The sequence below is a fragment of the Mixta theicola genome, from assembly GCF_002895925.1.
Classification (GTDB): Bacteria; Pseudomonadota; Gammaproteobacteria; order Enterobacterales; family Enterobacteriaceae; genus Mixta; species Mixta theicola.
The window spans coordinates 210,678-225,329 of record NZ_NWUO01000004.1; the positions used below are offsets into that span (position 1 = coordinate 210,678).

Sequence of the window (14,652 nt, forward strand, 5' to 3'; positions counted from 1 at the left end):
AACCCTGCCGGCACCTTATAAATCCGCTTAAATCACAATAAATAGTTTCACTATGCTTCTTTTGTGAAACAGATCGGAAAACCATTGCCTTTCGTTTTATTTTTATGACGCCATGATGCAGTATCAAATGAAACAAAACGAAAGGTAGTGGTCATTGCCATCCGAAATGGAGAGGAAAGTGAAACATCTGACAGAAATGGCGGAGCAACATAAGCGGGGAAAAACGAACGGGATTTACGCCGTTTGCTCCGCGCATCCACTGGTACTTGAAGCAGCAATTCGCTATGCCCATGCCGGGCGCACGCCGCTATTGATTGAGGCAACGTCTAACCAGGTTGATCAGTTCGGCGGCTATACCGGCATGACGCCGGCCGATTTTCGCGGCTTCGTCTGCGGCCTTGCCGACTCACTCGGCTTTCCACAGTCTCAGCTTATCCTCGGCGGAGACCATTTAGGCCCCAACCGCTGGCAGCATCTGCCGGCAGCCGAGGCAATGGCTAACGCAGATGAGCTGATTAAATCCTATGTCGCGGCGGGCTTTAAGAAAATCCACCTCGATTGCAGCATGTCGTGCGGGGATGATCCGGTGCCGTTAACCGATGAAATCGTTGCTGAACGCGCGGCGCGGCTGGCGAAAGTCGCTGAAGCCGCCTGCCGCGAACACTTTGGCGAGTCGGATCTGGTGTATGTCATCGGCACCGAGGTGCCGGTGCCCGGCGGGGCGCACGAGACGCTGGCGGAGCTGGAAGTTACCACGCCCGATGCAGCGCGCGCCACGCTGGAAGCGCACCGCCACGCTTTCGAAAAACACGGGCTAAACGCTATCTGGCCGCGCATCATCGGGCTGGTGGTTCAGCCGGGCGTCGAGTTCGACCACACCCATGTTATCGACTATCAGCCGCAAAAAGCCGCGGCGCTGAGTGCGATGGTAGCAGCGTATGACACGCTGGTATTTGAAGCGCACTCCACCGACTACCAGACGCCGCAGGCGTTGCGCCAGCTGGTAAAAGACCATTTCGCCATTTTAAAAGTTGGCCCGGCGCTCACCTTTGCGCTGCGCGAAGCGCTGTTTTCGCTGGCGGCAATGGAAGAGGAGCTGCTGCCCGCCAAAGCCTGTTCCGGCCTGCGTCACGTGCTGGAAAGCGTCATGCTCGATCGCCCGGAATACTGGCAAAGCCACTACCACGGCGACGGCCACGCGCGTCGGCTGGCGCGCGGCTATAGCTACTCCGACCGCGTGCGCTACTACTGGCCGGATAGCCAAATCGACGAGGTTTTTGCGCGACTGGTGCAAAACCTGGCCGATGAGCCGATTCCACTGCCGCTGATCAGCCAGTATCTGCCGCTGCAATATGTAAAAGTTCGCGCCGGGACGCTTAATGCAGCGCCGCGAGAACTCATTATCGACCACATCCAGGACATCTTGCGTCAGTACCACGCCGCCTGTGCGGGTATGACCTCCTGTAACGCATAACAACGAAAAGGAAAACGCTATGCCAAACATCGTTTTAAGCCGTATCGATGAACGTCTGATTCACGGACAAGTGGGCGTTCAGTGGGTCGGATTTGCCGGGGCAAATCTGGTGTTGGTCGCGAATGATGAGGTGGCTGAAGATTCGGTCCAGCAAAATCTGATGGAAATGGTACTGGCCGAAGGGATTGCCGTACGTTTCTGGTCGGTGCAAAAAGTTATCGACAATATCCACCGCGCCGCCGATCGGCAAAAAATCTTGCTGGTCTGTAAAACGCCAGCAGACTTTCTTCGGCTGGTTGAGGGCGGCGTTCCCGTCAGCCGTATCAACGTAGGGAATATGCACTACGCCGATGGCAAACAGCAGGTTGCCAAAACGGTTTCCGTCGACGCTGGAGACATCGCTGCATTTAACGGCCTGAAGGCCGCCGGGGTGAAGTGCTTCGTTCAGGGCGTCCCGACTGAGCCCGCCCTGGAACTCTTTAAACTAATCTGAGGGATTCACAGTGGAAATCAGCCTGTTGCAAGCTTTTGCGTTGGGTGTCCTCGCCTTTATTGCCGGCCTCGATATGTTCAACGGATTAACGCATATGCACCGTCCTGTTGTGCTGGGGCCGCTGGTCGGCCTGATCCTGGGCGATCTGCATACCGGTATTCTCACCGGCGGTACGCTGGAGCTGGTCTGGATGGGGCTGGCCCCGCTGGCGGGCGCGCAGCCGCCAAATGTCATTATCGGCACCATCGTCGGCGCCACGTTTGCGATTACAACCGGCGTGAAGCCTGATGTCGCCGTTGGCGTCGCCGTCCCGTTCGCCGTAGCGGTGCAGATGGGCATCACCTTCCTGTTTTCGATAATGTCCGGCGTAATGTCCCGCTGCGACCGCATGGCGGCCAATGCCGATACGCGAGGCATTGAGCGCGTTAACTATCTGGCATTGCTGGCGCTGGGCGGCTTCTACTTCCTGTGCGCGTTCTTGCCGATTTACTTCGGCGCGGAACATGCGAAAACGGCGATTGATGTGCTGCCGGAGCGCCTGATTGACGGTCTGGGCGTTGCGGGCGGCATTATGCCTGCCATCGGTTTCGCCGTACTGCTGAAAATCATGATGAAGAATGTCTACATCCCTTACTTCATCATCGGCTTCGTGGCTGCCGCCTGGCTCAAACTGCCGGTGCTGGCCATTGCCGCCGCCGCGCTGGCGATGGCGCTGATCGACCTGCTGCGTAAATCACCTGAACCGACTGCGTCTGTGGCCCAGAAAGAGGAATTCGAAGATGGCATCTAATCAAACTGTTCTGCCAAACGTCTCCGATACGGAAGAGACGCTGCTTACCGGCGTGAATGAAAACGTCTATGAAGATCAAAAAGTGGGTGCGGAACTGACGAAAAAGGATATCAACCGCGTGGCCTGGCGCTCAATGCTGCTGCAGGCTTCCTTCAACTATGAACGTATGCAGGCTTCCGGCTGGCTATATGGCCTCCTGCCGGCGCTGAAAAAGATCCACACCAACCCGCGCGATTTAGCCCGCGCCATGAAAGGCCATATGGGGTTCTTTAATACCCATCCGTTTCTGGTGACCTTCGTCATCGGCATTATTCTTGCGATGGAGCGTTCCAAGCAGGATGTAAACAGCATTCAGAGCACCAAAATCGCCGTAGGCGCGCCGCTCGGCGGTATCGGCGACGCCATGTTCTGGCTAACGCTGCTGCCGATTTGCGGCGGTATCGGCGCAAGTCTGGCGCTTCAGGGATCTATCCTTGGCGCGGTGGTGTTTATTGTGCTGTTTAACATCGTGCATCTCGGCCTGCGTTTTGGCATGGCGCATTATGCTTACCGCATGGGCGTGGCGGCGATCCCCTTGATTAAAGCCAATACCAAAAAAGTAGGTCATGCGGCGTCTGTGGTCGGAATGATGGTTATCGGCGCGCTGGTTGCCACCTATGTGCGCCTTAACACGACGCTGGAAATTACCGCAGGCGATGCGGTGGTGAAACTGCAAACGGATGTTATCGATAAGCTAATGCCCGCGTTTCTGCCGCTGGTCTACACCCTGACCATGTATTGGCTGGTGCGCCGCGGCTGGAGTCCGTTACGTTTGATCGGCCTTACGGTTTTGCTGGGCGTTGTCGGCAAATTCTGTCATTTCCTGTAAAAAGCGAGGTTTGCAATGTTAGGTATCATTTTGACGGGCCATGGCGGATTTGCCAGCGGTCTGGAAAAGGCGATGAAGCAGGTCCTCGGCGAGCAGGAGCAGTTTATCGCCATCGACTTTCCGGAAACCTCCACCACCGCGCTGCTGACTTCGCAGCTGGAGCAGGCGATGCGCGAGCTGGACGCTAAGCACGATATTGTGTTTCTCACCGATCTGCTGGGCGGTACGCCGTTTCGCGTGGCTTCCCAGCTGGCGATGCAAAAACCAGGAGGCGAGGTGATTACCGGGACGAATCTGCAGCTGCTGCTGGAGATGGTGCTGGAGCGTGAAGGGCTGAGCAGCGAAGCGTTCCGTCTGCAGGCGCTGGAGTGCGGTCACCGCGGCCTGACGAGCCTGGTGGATGAACTGGGACGCTGTCGTGAAGAAGCGTCCATAGAGGAAGGAATATAAGCACGCTATTGCGCGCACGACGTCTGCTTACCGAACGTGGCTGGCTGGATGATCACCAGCTACGCATCGAAGAGGGCGTTATCGCGGCGATGCGCAGCGGAATTGTGCGTAACCCTGGCCTGCGACGTTAAGCCGTAAGGCCTTTCTTTTTCTTTCGAAAAACCTGCCTTATTTACGCAGATAAAAACTAAATCTTTATATATTAATTGGTTAGATTATGTTCCCCGCGCATCCTCTCAGTTTTCGTTTTATTTCACTTTCTTTCATTGAACTTTCGGTTTCTTTTCTATAGATTTTATTTAACTGCTTAAGTGAACAAGTGAAACGAAACGAAAGATGGCGACCCCGTTTGTCAGCGTCTGAAGTGGAATTCACCCGACCAAGGATTGAGTTATGCCAGAAACCTACACCCCTTCCACCGCCGTAACCGGCACCTGGACAGAAGAAGAGATTCGCCAGCAGCCCGCCAGCTGGATCCGTTCGCTCACCAATATTGACCGCTGCCGACCGGCGATCGATGCTTTTCTTACTCCGCTGCTGCGCAAAAACGATCTGCGCATCGTTCTGACCGGCGCGGGTACCTCCGCGTTTATCGGCGATATCATCGCGCCGTGGCTTTCCCGCCATACCGGTAAAAATTTTAGCGCGGTGCCGACCACGGATCTGGTGACCAATCCTGTGGATTACCTGAACCCGGCGCACCCGCTGCTGCTGGTCTCTTTTGCCCGCTCCGGCAACAGCCCTGAAAGCGTGGCTGCCGTTGAGCTGGCCAATCAGTTTGTATCGGAGTGCTACCATCTTTCGATAACCTGCAACGAAGCGGGCAGCCTGTATCAAAACGCGGTTAACAGCGATAACGCCTTTGCGCTGCTGATGCCTGCTGAAACGCACGACCGCGCGTTTGCGATGACCAGCAGCATTACCGCCATGATGGCAAGCTGCCTTGCGGTGTTCGCGCCGGAGGCGATCAACAGCAGCACCTTTCGCGACGTAGCCGATCGCTGCCAGGGGATCATTAGTTCTCTGGGCGATTTCAGCGACGGCGTATTTGGCAACGCGCCCTGGAAACGGCTCGTTTACCTCGGCAGCGGCGGCCTGCAGGGCGTGGCGCGCGAATCTGCTCTGAAGGTGCTGGAGCTGACGGCGGGGAAACTGGCCGCGTTTTACGACTCCTCTACTGGCTTCCGCCACGGACCGAAATCGCTGGTGGATAGCGAAACGCTGGTGGTGATGTTCGTTTCCAGTCATCCCTATACCCGCCAGTACGATCTCGACCTGCTGGCGGAACTGCGCCGCGACGGGCAGGCGATGCGCGTCGTGGCTATCTCCGCCGATACCGACGCCGTCATCGAAGCCGGCTCGCATATCCTGCTGCCGCCTTCCCGTCACTTTTTGGATATTGAGCTGGCCTTCTGTTTCCTGATGTATGCGCAGGTGTTTGCCCTGACGCAATCCATCAGCGTGGGCAATACGCCAGATAACCCGTCCGCCAGCGGCACGGTAAATCGTGTGGTGCAGGGCGTTGTTATTCATCCATGGCAGGCATAAGAGGATCGCAACATGAGCATTATCTCAACCAAATATCTTCTGCAGGATGCGCAGGCAAAAGGCTATGCGATCCCTGCGTTTAACATCCATAACGCCGAAACGATCCAGGCGATCCTTGAAGTCTGCAGCGAGATGCGATCGCCGGTGATCCTCGCCGGTACGCCGGGCACCTTTAAACATATCGCTCTTGAAGAGATTTATGCCCTGTGCAGCGCCTACTCCGTCAGCTACGACATGCCGCTGGCGCTGCATCTCGATCATCATGAGTCGCTGGAAGATATTCGCCGTAAGGTTCACGCGGGCGTGCGCAGCGCAATGATAGATGGCAGCCATCTGCCCTTTGAAGAGAACGTTAAGCTGGTGAAATCGGTGGTCGATTTTTGTCATCTGCACGACTGCAGCGTTGAGGCCGAGCTGGGCCGTCTTGGCGGGGTGGAAGATGACATGAGCGTGGATGCGGAAAGCGCCTTTTTGACCGACCCGCAGGAGGCGAAGCGTTTTGTTGAACTGACGGGCGTCGACAGCCTTGCGGTCGCTATCGGCACCGCCCACGGCCTCTACGCCAAACGGCCAAAAATCGACTTTCAGCGCCTGGCGGAAATCCGCGAAGTGGTGGATGTCCCGCTGGTGCTGCACGGCGCAAGCGATGTGCCGGATGAATATGTCCGTCGCGCCATTGAGCTTGGCGTCTGCAAAGTGAACGTGGCGACAGAACTAAAAATCGCCTTCGCCGCCGCCGTGAAAGAGTGGTTTGCCGAAAACCCGCAGGGCAACGATCCGCGCTATTACATGCGCGTCGGTATGGATGCGATGAAAAAAGTGGTTAAAGACAAAATTACCGTTTGCGGCTCGGCAACGCGCCTGCTGTTGCCCGCCGAAGCTTGATGAGCCTGGCGATAACGACAAAACCGCGTTGTTCCTCACCGGGCGGCGCGTTATGGCCAGTGCAACGAAAAAACGCGTCCTTATGAAAATATCTGGCCCGGAGCCGCATCCGGGCCGGTTGATTTACTCTTCCTGCTGCTCAAGCGCATATTTATATAGCGCGTTTTTCTTCACGCCGTGAATCTCCGCCGTCAGCGCCGCCGCTTTCTTTAACGGCAGCTCTTTTTGCAGTAGCGCCAGGGTGCGCAGCGCTTCGATCGGCAGCGCCTCTTCATCAGCATGGTGGCCTTCGACAATCAGCACCATTTCGCCTTTACGACGGTTCTCGTCCTCTTCAATCCAGGCGAGCAGCTCCGCTACCGGCGCGCCGTGGATCGATTCCCAGGTTTTGGTGATCTCGCGCGCCAGCACTACATAGCGATCCGCGCCCAGTTCGCTGACCATATCGCGCAGACTATCAAGCAGACGATGGGTTGATTCATAAAAAATCAGCGTGCGCGGTTCCTGAGCCAGCGCGCGCAGCGTATCGCAGCGCGCTTTGCTTTTGGCTGGTAAAAAGCCCTCATAGCAAAAGCGGTCGGAGGGCAAACCGGCGGCGCTAAGGGCGGCAATAGCGGCGCAGGGGCCAGGCAGCGGCACCACGCGGATGCCCGCTTCGCGACAGCGGCGCACCAGATGATAGCCAGGATCGTTGATTAATGGCGTACCCGCATCGGAAACCAGCGCAATGCTCTGGCCTTCCTGCAGTTTCGTCAGCAGCAGTTCCGCTTTTTGCTGCTCATTATGATCGTGTAATGCGAACAGTCGCGCATTGATGGCGAAATGTTGTAGCAACAGTCCGGTATGACGTGTATCTTCCGCAGCCACCAGATCGACGCTTGCAAGCACCGCCAGCGCCCGCTGGGTGATATCGCCCAGGTTGCCTATCGGGGTGGGTACAATATAGAGCGTGCTGGCAGAAATCTCTGCCCGATCGTGTTGTTTCATTGTTTCATCCGAATTGCCGATTTAATATTGAGCATCCTGAAAAAAACTTACTGGATACAGTATGCTTCCTTCAAAAGTCGTTCGAAAAAAAGCAGGGCGCTTCGTGCCTGTTCTCCTGGCCGGGCTAATTCTGGCAGCCTGTACCGGCCAGACGCCGCAGGCTCCCTCGGTAAATATTCAGGGGCCGGCAACGGGCACATCCAGCTATTACCTGCAGCAGGTACAGCAAAGCCCAGATGATAACAAGGCTGACTGGCAATTACTTGCGATACGTGCACTGCTTAACGAAGGGAAGTATCCCCAGGCATACCAGCAAATCACCCAGCTGCCGCAGCAGCTAAGCGACACGCAGCGTCAGGAGCTACAGCTGCTGACCGCCCAGCTGCGTCTCGGCAGTCAGGATTTCCCCAGCGCGCAGGCGATTCTGGCGAAGCTTAATCCTTCTTCCATGTCGAAAGATCAGCAGCAGCGCTACTACGGCATGAAGATTGCCGCTAATCAGGGGCGACCTTCGCTGGATCTGGTGCGCATGCTGATCGCGCAGGAGCCGCTGTTAACCGATAAAGCGCATCAGGATAATATCGATGCCACCTGGCAGACGCTGACGCAGCTGCCGCCGGAGCAGATGAGCAGCCTGGTAATTAATGCGGATGAAAATACGCTGCAGGGCTGGCTCGACTTGCTCAATGTTTACAAGGCGAACCGTACCGATCCCGATATGCTGAAAGCGGGCATCAGCGACTGGCAGATGCGTTATCCGCAAAACCCGGCGGCAAAAACGCCGCCGACGGCGCTCGGGCAGGTGCAGAACTTCCAGCCCGCTTCTACCGGTAAAATCGCGCTGCTGCTGCCGTTGAGCGGCCAGGCGCAGGTTTTCGCCAGCGCTATCCAGAAGGGCTTTAACGATGCGAAAAACGGCCTGCTGAATACGCAACCGTCGCCTGCCGTCGGCAGCGCGCAAAATCCGGTGGCGTTACCCAGCGACGGCGCGCAAAACAGCGCCGAGCCTGCGAGCAACAGCGCGAACAACAGCGCCGAACCGGCAAATGGCAGCGCTCAGCCGCAGGCTGCGAATACGGATGCGGTAGTCAGCCCCTCCGCCGCGCCGGCTGACCCTGACTCATCGCCGCCCGCCGCACCGCCTGCGGCCAGCGCCACTACTGCGCCAGCCAGCAATGCCGAAGTGAAAGTGTATGACACCAGTTCGCAGCCGATTCAGCAGATAATAGCCCAGGCTCAGCAGGACGGCGCGACGCTGGTGGTTGGGCCGTTGCTGAAGGATAACGTGCAGCAGCTGGCGGACTCCTCCACGCCGCTGAATGTGCTGGCGCTTAATGAGCCGGAAAAAATCCAGAACCATCCGAATCTTTGCTACTTTGCGCTTTCTCCTGAAGACGAAGCGCGGGATGCTGCGCATCATATCTGGCAGCAGGGCAAACGCATGCCGCTGCTGCTGGTGCCGCGTAGCTCGCTGGGCGATCGCGTCAGCAAAGCCTTTGCGCAGGAATGGCAAACGCTGGGCGGCAGCACGGTGCTGCAACAAGGGTTCGGTTCCGCCGCGGATCTGAAGCAGGGCATCAACAGCGGCGCGGGCATAAGCCTGAGCGGTACGCCAGTGACGCCGCCGGTCAGTGAGCCGCAGGGCGTCACTATTGCTGGCCTGACCATCCCGGCGCCGCAGAGCAGCACGCCGCCTGAAACCGCCGCCAGCGGCGGCGCGGTGGATGCGGTTTATATCGTCGCCACGCAGGGTGAGCTGCAGTTGATTAAGCCGATGATCGCCATGCGCATCAGCAGCCGCAGCAACGTGGCGCTGTATGCCAGTTCGCGCAGCTTCCAGGCCGGTGCCGGTCCTGACTTCCGTCTGGAGATGGAAGGGCTGCAGTTTAGCGATATTCCGCTGCTGTCGGGCGCTAATCCGGGGCTGATGCAGCAGGCGGCGCGCAGCTTTAATAATGATTTCTCGCTGGTTCGCCTGTATGCGATGGGCATTGACGCCTGGACGCTGGCTAACCACTTTAGCGAAATGCGTCAAATGTCCGGTTTCCGTATCGATGGCAATACCGGTCAGCTGAGCGCCACAGAAAATTGTGTTATCAACAGGAAGTTGATATGGAGCCAGTATCGTCAGGGACAGGTGGTCCCGGCCAGCTAAGTCGTCAGCTAAAAGGCGCGCGCTATGAGCTGATAGCGCGTCGTCATCTGGAGCAGGCGGGGCTGGTATTTGTAGCCGCCAACGTGCGTTATCGCGTTGGCGAGCTGGATTTAATTATGCGTGACGGGCGACAGTGGGTGTTTGTCGAGGTACGCTATCGGCGCGACGCGCGTTTTGGCGGCGCGGCAGCCAGCGTTACCTGGCGCAAACAACAGAAACTGTTACGCAGCGCCGCCCTGTGGCTGGCGGCGCGCAATGCCAGTTTTGATACGGTAGACTGTCGTTTCGACATCGTCGCCATTACCGGGCAGCAGCTAACGTGGCTGCCCGATGCGTTTCAAGCCCACATTTAGAACCAGGTGGTAGTGTGCTGGAAAGAATAAAAGCCTGTTTTACGGAAAGTATACAGACGCAGATAGCCGCAGCGGAGGCGTTACCCGATGCCATTTCCCGCGCGGCAATGACCATGGTGCAATCGCTGCTGAACGGCAACAAGATCCTCTGCTGCGGCAACGGCACCTCGGCGGCGAATGCTCAGCATTTTGCCGCCAGTATGATTAACCGTTATGAAGCAGAGCGTCCCAGTCTGCCGGCGCTGGCGCTAAGCGCGGACAATATTCTGTTGACCGCGATTAGCGACGATCGGCTGCATGTCGAGGTTTATGCTAAGCAAGTCCGGGCGCTGGGCCAGACGGGGGATGTGCTGCTGGCGATCTCTACGCGCGGTAACAGCCGTGATATTGTTAAGGCGGTAGAAGCGGCGGTCACGCGTGATATGACGATTATTGCCCTGACCGGCTATGATGGCGGCGAGCTGGCTGGACTGCTGGGCCCGCAGGATGTAGAGATTCGCATCCCATCACACAGAAGCGCCAGAATTCATGAAATGCATATGCTTACCGTGAACTGTCTGTGTGATTTGATTGATAACACTCTGTTTCCTCACCAGGAATAAACAAGGAGATGTAATGAAGGTATTATCTGCACTGGCAGTGATCTTTGCCGCCCTGTTATTACAGGGCTGCGCCGCCGTCGTGGTCGGCAGCGCGGCGGTGGCGACCAAGAGCGCAACCGATCCGCGTACCGTAGGAACCCAGGTGGATGACGGCACGCTGGAACTGCGCGTCAGCAACGCGCTGGCGAAAGATCAGCAAATAAAAAATGATGCGCATATCGTAGCCACCGCCTATCAGGGCAAAGTGCTGCTGACCGGCCAGGCGCCGAGCGCGGAAGTTGCGGATCGCGCGAAACAAATTACGATGGGCGTGGATGGCGCAACGGAGGTTTATAACGAAATTCGCCAGGGGCCGAAAGTTACGCTGGGCACCGCCTCTTCCGATACCTGGATCACTACCAAAGTGCGCTCACAGCTGTTGGGCAGCGATCGGGTGAAATCCTCTAACGTGAAGGTCACCACTGAAAACGGCGAAGTGTTCCTGCTGGGGCTGGTTACGCAGCAGGAAGCCAGTGCGGCGGCGGATATCGCCAGTCGGGTAAGCGGCGTGAAGCACGTCACTACCGCCTTTACCATCCTGAAATAATCCTGTCAGGGGCGACATCTGCGTCGCCCCGCTTTTTCGTTAGCTCATCAAATCAACGACCAGCGCGCGTAGCGGCGTTTGCGCCTGCAGGCGGATGCTGGTTTCATCGCGGATAAAAGCGCCGTCGCCGCAGCCCAACTCTTCCCGTTCGCCGTTGGCCGACAGCGCCTGAAATTGACCGTGAATCGACTGTAGCCAGGCGCGCGAGCCTTGTAGCGGCTGTTGCCATTCTTGCCCTGGTTCCAGCGTGATGTGATGGATCCAAACCTGCTGACGCACCTGCAGACTGCCTTTTTCGCCATCGGGCGAAGCGATCAGCTGGTGGGGCCGATCCAGCGTCAGCGGCAGCTGTTGCACCAGCGGGTTTTCGCGATCCGGACAGGCGTCCAGCCAGAGCTGGATACGCGTCAGCGGGGCATCCCGGTTTACGTTCAGCTCGCTCCAGGCCACCCCCGTCTGCGTTGACAGCAGCAGGACGTCGCCATCGCCCGCGCGACAGTAGTTGCCTTCGCTATCGCGGTATTCCGCTTCGCCCCGCAGGATCAGGTTAAGAATATCCACAGGTGGATAGGTACGCGGCTGGAAAGCGGCGCCAGGGGCGAGCACTTCCTGATTCAATACCCGCAGCGAGGCATAGCCCAGAAGTTTTGGATCAAAATAGTGGCCAAAAGAAAATGTATAACGCGCCTGCAGCCAGCCGTAATCGGCCTGACCACACTGTTGCGCGGTGCGTGATGTCATCATTGTTAGATTACCCCCATCAGCGCCTGTTTATGCCGCCAGGTCACCTGTCAGGTTTCTATGGTAAATATCTGGACGGCGGATTGTTAGCCAGTTAATCTGCCTGGCATATTCAAAATTACTGACAGAGACGCGCTATGGCAAAAGATCGGGCCCTGACTTTGGAAGCACTACGCGTGATGGACGCTATCGATCGGCGCGGCAGCTTTGCTGCGGCCGCTGACGAACTGGGCCGCGTGCCTTCCGCACTCAGCTACACCATGCAAAAACTGGAAGAAGAGTTGGACGTGGTGCTGTTTGATCGCTCTGGTCACCGCACTAAATTCACTAACGTTGGTCGTATGCTGCTGGAACGCGGCCGGGTGCTGCTGGAAGCGGCCGATAAGCTAACCACCGATGCGGAAGCGCTGGCGCGCGGCTGGGAAACCCATCTGACCATCGTTACCGAGGCGCTGGTGCCCACCGAAATGCTGTTTCCGCTGGTGGAAAAGCTGTCGGAAAAGGCCAATACGCAAATCTCGCTAATTACCGAGGTGCTGGCGGGAGCCTGGGAGCGGCTGGAACAGGGACGGGCAGATATTGTCGTGGCGCCGGATCTGCATTTTCGCGCCTCAACCGAGATCAACACCCGCAAATTATATAGCGTTATGAATGTTATCGTTGCCAGCCCGGATCATCCGATTCATCAGGAGCCGGAGCCGCTTTCTGAAACGACGCGCGTAAAATATCGCGGTATTGCGGTGGCGGATACCGCTCGTGAAAGACCGGTACTGACGGTTCAGTTACTGGATAAGCAGCAGCGTTTGACGCTCAGCAGCATAGACGATAAGCGCCGCGCCTTGCTGGCGGGGCTGGGCGTGGCAAGTATGCCTTATCCGCTGGTGGAGCAGGATATTGCCGAAGGCCGTTTGCGCGTGGTCAGCCCTGAAAACACGCAGGAAATTGATATTATTATGGCCTGGCGGCGCGACAGCATGGGCGAGGCTAAAGCCTGGTGCCTGCGTGAAATCCCGCGTCTGTTAGCTAAAAAAGGGTAACCGGCAGGCCAGATTTTAGGGGAAACATCGCAATGAGGCCGTAGCGGCATGAGCCGCCAGAGCGCCTCGCGGGATGGTCGCCCAGGGAATCTCTATCTGACAGACGACTTTGTTATTAATCCCGTAACTCGTGTCAGTTGCGGGTCAGGAAAAGCGTTCGTCACGCCCGTGCGGCTCATCCCAGTCAAAGGCCGGCCCTATGGAAATAACGCCGCTGGGGTTAATGGTTTTATGACTGCAATAATAGTGATGGCGGATATGTTGCAGATTTACCGTCCCGGCGATGCCCGGCATTTGCCAGATATCACGTAAAAATCCGTTCAGATTGAGATAGTCGCCGATGCGATGCCTGTCGCATTTAAAATGGGTGGCATACACCGGATCGAAGCGCACCAGCGTGGTCCACAACCGCAGATCCGCTTCGGTAAGCCGATCGCCGGTCAGCCAGCGATGCTGGCCAAGTATCTGCTCCAGACGATTCAGCGAACGAAACAGCGCCTCTACGGCTTCGTCATAAGCCGCCTGTGAGGTAGCGAAGCCCGATTTATAAACGCCGTTATTAACCGTATCGTAGATCCAGCCGTTCAGCTCATCGATCTCCGCGCGCAGGGCAACGGGATAATAGTCCCCGGCGCGTGCGCCGACGGCGTCAAAAGCGGAATTAAGCATACGAATGATGTCGGCGGATTCATTGCTAACGATGGTCTGCTGCTGCTTATCCCACAGTACCGGCACCGTCACCCGGCCGCTATAGTCCGCGTCGGCATGTAGATAAAGCTGATAGAGGAAATCATGCTGATAAAGCGTATCGCCGGTTGCTGCTGGAAAATCGGTAGCGAACGTCCAGCCATTCTCCAGCATCAGCGGATGCACCACCGAAACCGAAATCATCTGCTCCAGCCCTTTTAACTGACGCATTAACAGCGTGCGATGCGCCCACGGGCAGGCGAGCGATACATACAGATGATAGCGATCGCGCCCGGCGGTAAACCCCGCCTTGCCGGTTGGGCCCGCGCTGCCGTCAGCGGTAACCCAGTTACGAAACGCGGACTCGGAGCGCTTAAAGCGGCCGCCGTTCGATTTGGTGTCATACCAGGTATCCTGCCAGACGCCATCAACCAGTTGTCCCATAAAGCCTCCAAAATGAAAGGGGCGAGAATGAAACCATTCTCGCCCGTAGATGATGAAGTATAGCTATCGCTTACCATTTTTTCCCAAGCAGGCGATCGATGCTGTAAGCGCCAGGACCGCTGATCCCCAGCAGCAGCAGGCCGCCTGCGATCGACAGATTTTTCATAAACATAATTGAGTTAACGCCTTCAGCGAAATTGCTGTGGAACAGAAAAGCGGTCAGCAGCGTAAAGACAGCGGTAAACAGCGCGGTAAAACGCGTCAGGAAGCCGAACAGGATCGCCAACCCGCCGCCCAGCTCAAGCAATATCACCAGCGGCAGAATAAACGCCGGAACGCCCATTGCCTGCATATAATGCGCGGTTCCGTCATAGCCGGTAATTTTGCCCCAGCCAGAAACGATAAACAGGATCGGCAGTAAAATACGCGCCGCCAACAGGCCAATATCTTCGAATTTTTTCATGGTTTTCCCCAGTGCTGTTTTGCCCCAGGCGAAAGACGCCTGAGCGGTTAAATAGCGTGATTGCAGGCGATTAGTCGCTGCTCTCGGTA

The 14,652-nt window shown here is 57.0% G+C and carries 17 protein-coding genes; 13 read left to right on the plus strand and 4 right to left on the minus strand.

What is annotated here, in order from left to right; all coding sequences use genetic code 11:
• The first annotated feature begins 166 nt into the window (after positions 1 to 166).
• The 8 genes from kbaZ (at position 167) to kbaY (ending at position 6,508) form a co-directional block, all read left to right on the plus strand.
• Positions 167 to 1,474, plus strand: a complete 1,308-nt coding sequence (kbaZ, locus tag COO59_RS07655; RefSeq protein WP_205960855.1) for a tagatose-bisphosphate aldolase subunit KbaZ — start codon at positions 167 to 169, stop codon at positions 1,472 to 1,474.
• Positions 1,475 to 1,493: 19 nt separating this feature from the next.
• The gene (gene agaV / locus COO59_RS07660) at positions 1,494 to 1,967 is read left to right on the plus strand and encodes a PTS N-acetylgalactosamine transporter subunit IIB (RefSeq protein ID WP_103059213.1); all 474 of its coding nucleotides are present in this window, start codon (positions 1,494 to 1,496) and stop codon (positions 1,965 to 1,967) included.
• A 10-nt stretch (positions 1,968 to 1,977) separates the two neighbouring features.
• On the plus strand, positions 1,978 to 2,757 hold the full coding sequence (gene agaW, locus COO59_RS07665) for a PTS N-acetylgalactosamine transporter subunit IIC (protein ID WP_103059214.1): 780 nt from the start codon (positions 1,978 to 1,980) through the stop codon (positions 2,755 to 2,757).
• Entirely contained in the window at positions 2,747 to 3,625 is an 879-nt protein-coding gene (gene agaE, locus COO59_RS07670) for a PTS N-acetylgalactosamine transporter subunit IID (RefSeq protein ID WP_103059215.1), read from the plus strand. Before agaW ends, agaE begins: the two co-directional genes overlap by 11 nt.
• Before the next feature lie 15 nt (positions 3,626 to 3,640).
• On the plus strand, positions 3,641 to 4,075 hold the full coding sequence (gene agaF, locus COO59_RS07675; RefSeq protein ID WP_103059216.1) for a PTS galactosamine/N-acetylgalactosamine transporter subunit IIA: 435 nt from the start codon (positions 3,641 to 3,643) through the stop codon (positions 4,073 to 4,075).
• An 8-nt stretch (positions 4,076 to 4,083) separates the two neighbouring features.
• The gene (locus COO59_RS21470; RefSeq protein ID WP_276308262.1) at positions 4,084 to 4,206 is read left to right on the plus strand and encodes a hypothetical protein; all 123 of its coding nucleotides are present in this window, start codon (positions 4,084 to 4,086) and stop codon (positions 4,204 to 4,206) included.
• A 262-nt stretch (positions 4,207 to 4,468) separates the two neighbouring features.
• Complete coding sequence (locus COO59_RS07685) at positions 4,469 to 5,623, plus strand: AgaS family sugar isomerase (protein WP_103059217.1); 1,155 nt, start codon at positions 4,469 to 4,471, stop codon at positions 5,621 to 5,623.
• A gap of 12 nt (positions 5,624 to 5,635) precedes the next feature.
• On the plus strand, positions 5,636 to 6,508 hold the full coding sequence (gene kbaY, locus COO59_RS07690) for a tagatose-bisphosphate aldolase subunit KbaY (RefSeq protein WP_103059218.1): 873 nt from the start codon (positions 5,636 to 5,638) through the stop codon (positions 6,506 to 6,508).
• Positions 6,509 to 6,631: 123 nt separating this feature from the next.
• On the opposite strand, the gene rsmI is transcribed toward kbaY, so the two are convergent.
• Positions 6,632 to 7,495, minus strand: coding sequence for a 16S rRNA (cytidine(1402)-2'-O)-methyltransferase (gene rsmI, locus COO59_RS07695; protein ID WP_103059219.1), 864 nt, complete (start codon positions 7,493 to 7,495; stop codon positions 6,632 to 6,634).
• A gap of 61 nt (positions 7,496 to 7,556) precedes the next feature.
• Between rsmI and COO59_RS07700 the strand changes: the two genes are divergently transcribed.
• The 4 genes from COO59_RS07700 to dolP are packed head-to-tail and all read left to right on the plus strand — an operon-like array spanning position 7,557 to position 11,191.
• Complete coding sequence (locus COO59_RS07700) at positions 7,557 to 9,650, plus strand: penicillin-binding protein activator (RefSeq protein ID WP_103059220.1); 2,094 nt, start codon at positions 7,557 to 7,559, stop codon at positions 9,648 to 9,650.
• Positions 9,608 to 10,003, plus strand: a complete 396-nt coding sequence (locus COO59_RS07705) for a YraN family protein (RefSeq protein ID WP_103059221.1) — start codon at positions 9,608 to 9,610, stop codon at positions 10,001 to 10,003. Before COO59_RS07700 ends, COO59_RS07705 begins: the two co-directional genes overlap by 43 nt.
• A gap of 14 nt (positions 10,004 to 10,017) precedes the next feature.
• Positions 10,018 to 10,605, plus strand: a complete 588-nt coding sequence (diaA, locus tag COO59_RS07710; RefSeq protein WP_103059222.1) for a DnaA initiator-associating protein DiaA — start codon at positions 10,018 to 10,020, stop codon at positions 10,603 to 10,605.
• A gap of 13 nt (positions 10,606 to 10,618) precedes the next feature.
• Positions 10,619 to 11,191, plus strand: coding sequence for a division/outer membrane stress-associated lipid-binding lipoprotein (dolP, locus tag COO59_RS07715; RefSeq protein WP_103059223.1), 573 nt, complete (start codon positions 10,619 to 10,621; stop codon positions 11,189 to 11,191).
• 39 nt (positions 11,192 to 11,230) lie between these two features.
• Here dolP and COO59_RS07720 read toward each other — a convergent pair whose 3' ends face one another.
• Positions 11,231 to 11,935, minus strand: a complete 705-nt coding sequence (locus COO59_RS07720) for a pirin family protein (protein ID WP_103059224.1) — start codon at positions 11,933 to 11,935, stop codon at positions 11,231 to 11,233.
• Positions 11,936 to 12,069: 134 nt separating this feature from the next.
• Here COO59_RS07720 and COO59_RS07725 point away from each other — a divergent pair, with 134 nt between their 5' ends.
• Positions 12,070 to 12,969 (plus strand): LysR family transcriptional regulator, encoded by a 900-nt coding sequence (locus COO59_RS07725; RefSeq protein WP_103059225.1) that lies wholly within the window; start codon positions 12,070 to 12,072, stop codon positions 12,967 to 12,969.
• Between the two features lie 144 nt (positions 12,970 to 13,113).
• Here the strand turns inward: COO59_RS07725 and COO59_RS07730 are convergent, their stop codons facing one another.
• Positions 13,114 to 14,100, minus strand: a complete 987-nt coding sequence (locus COO59_RS07730) for a glutathione S-transferase family protein (protein WP_103059226.1) — start codon at positions 14,098 to 14,100, stop codon at positions 13,114 to 13,116.
• A 70-nt stretch (positions 14,101 to 14,170) separates the two neighbouring features.
• Positions 14,171 to 14,563, minus strand: a complete 393-nt coding sequence (locus COO59_RS07735; RefSeq protein WP_103059227.1) for a DoxX family protein — start codon at positions 14,561 to 14,563, stop codon at positions 14,171 to 14,173.
• Between the last annotated feature and the right edge of the window lie 89 nt (positions 14,564 to 14,652).

Bases quoted from the DNA above. Each gene is read 5' to 3' on its own strand.
- kbaZ (WP_205960855.1), top strand. From the start codon at position 167: ATGGAGAGGAAAGTGAAACATCTGACAGAAATGGCGGAGCAACATAAG.
- agaV (WP_103059213.1), top strand. From the start codon at position 1,494: ATGCCAAACATCGTTTTAAGCCGTATCGATGAACGTCTGATTCACGGA.
- agaE (WP_103059215.1), top strand. From the start codon at position 2,747: ATGGCATCTAATCAAACTGTTCTGCCAAACGTCTCCGATACGGAAGAG.
- agaF (WP_103059216.1), top strand. From the start codon at position 3,641: ATGTTAGGTATCATTTTGACGGGCCATGGCGGATTTGCCAGCGGTCTG.
- COO59_RS07685 (WP_103059217.1), top strand. From the start codon at position 4,469: ATGCCAGAAACCTACACCCCTTCCACCGCCGTAACCGGCACCTGGACA.
- kbaY (WP_103059218.1), top strand. From the start codon at position 5,636: ATGAGCATTATCTCAACCAAATATCTTCTGCAGGATGCGCAGGCAAAA.
- rsmI (WP_103059219.1), bottom strand. From the start codon at position 7,495: ATGAAACAACACGATCGGGCAGAGATTTCTGCCAGCACGCTCTATATT.
- COO59_RS07700 (WP_103059220.1), top strand. From the start codon at position 7,557: ATGCTTCCTTCAAAAGTCGTTCGAAAAAAAGCAGGGCGCTTCGTGCCT.
- COO59_RS07705 (WP_103059221.1), top strand. From the start codon at position 9,608: ATGGAGCCAGTATCGTCAGGGACAGGTGGTCCCGGCCAGCTAAGTCGT.
- dolP (WP_103059223.1), top strand. From the start codon at position 10,619: ATGAAGGTATTATCTGCACTGGCAGTGATCTTTGCCGCCCTGTTATTA.
- COO59_RS07720 (WP_103059224.1), bottom strand. From the start codon at position 11,935: ATGATGACATCACGCACCGCGCAACAGTGTGGTCAGGCCGATTACGGC.
- COO59_RS07725 (WP_103059225.1), top strand. From the start codon at position 12,070: ATGGCAAAAGATCGGGCCCTGACTTTGGAAGCACTACGCGTGATGGAC.
- COO59_RS07730 (WP_103059226.1), bottom strand. From the start codon at position 14,100: ATGGGACAACTGGTTGATGGCGTCTGGCAGGATACCTGGTATGACACC.
- COO59_RS07735 (WP_103059227.1), bottom strand. From the start codon at position 14,563: ATGAAAAAATTCGAAGATATTGGCCTGTTGGCGGCGCGTATTTTACTG.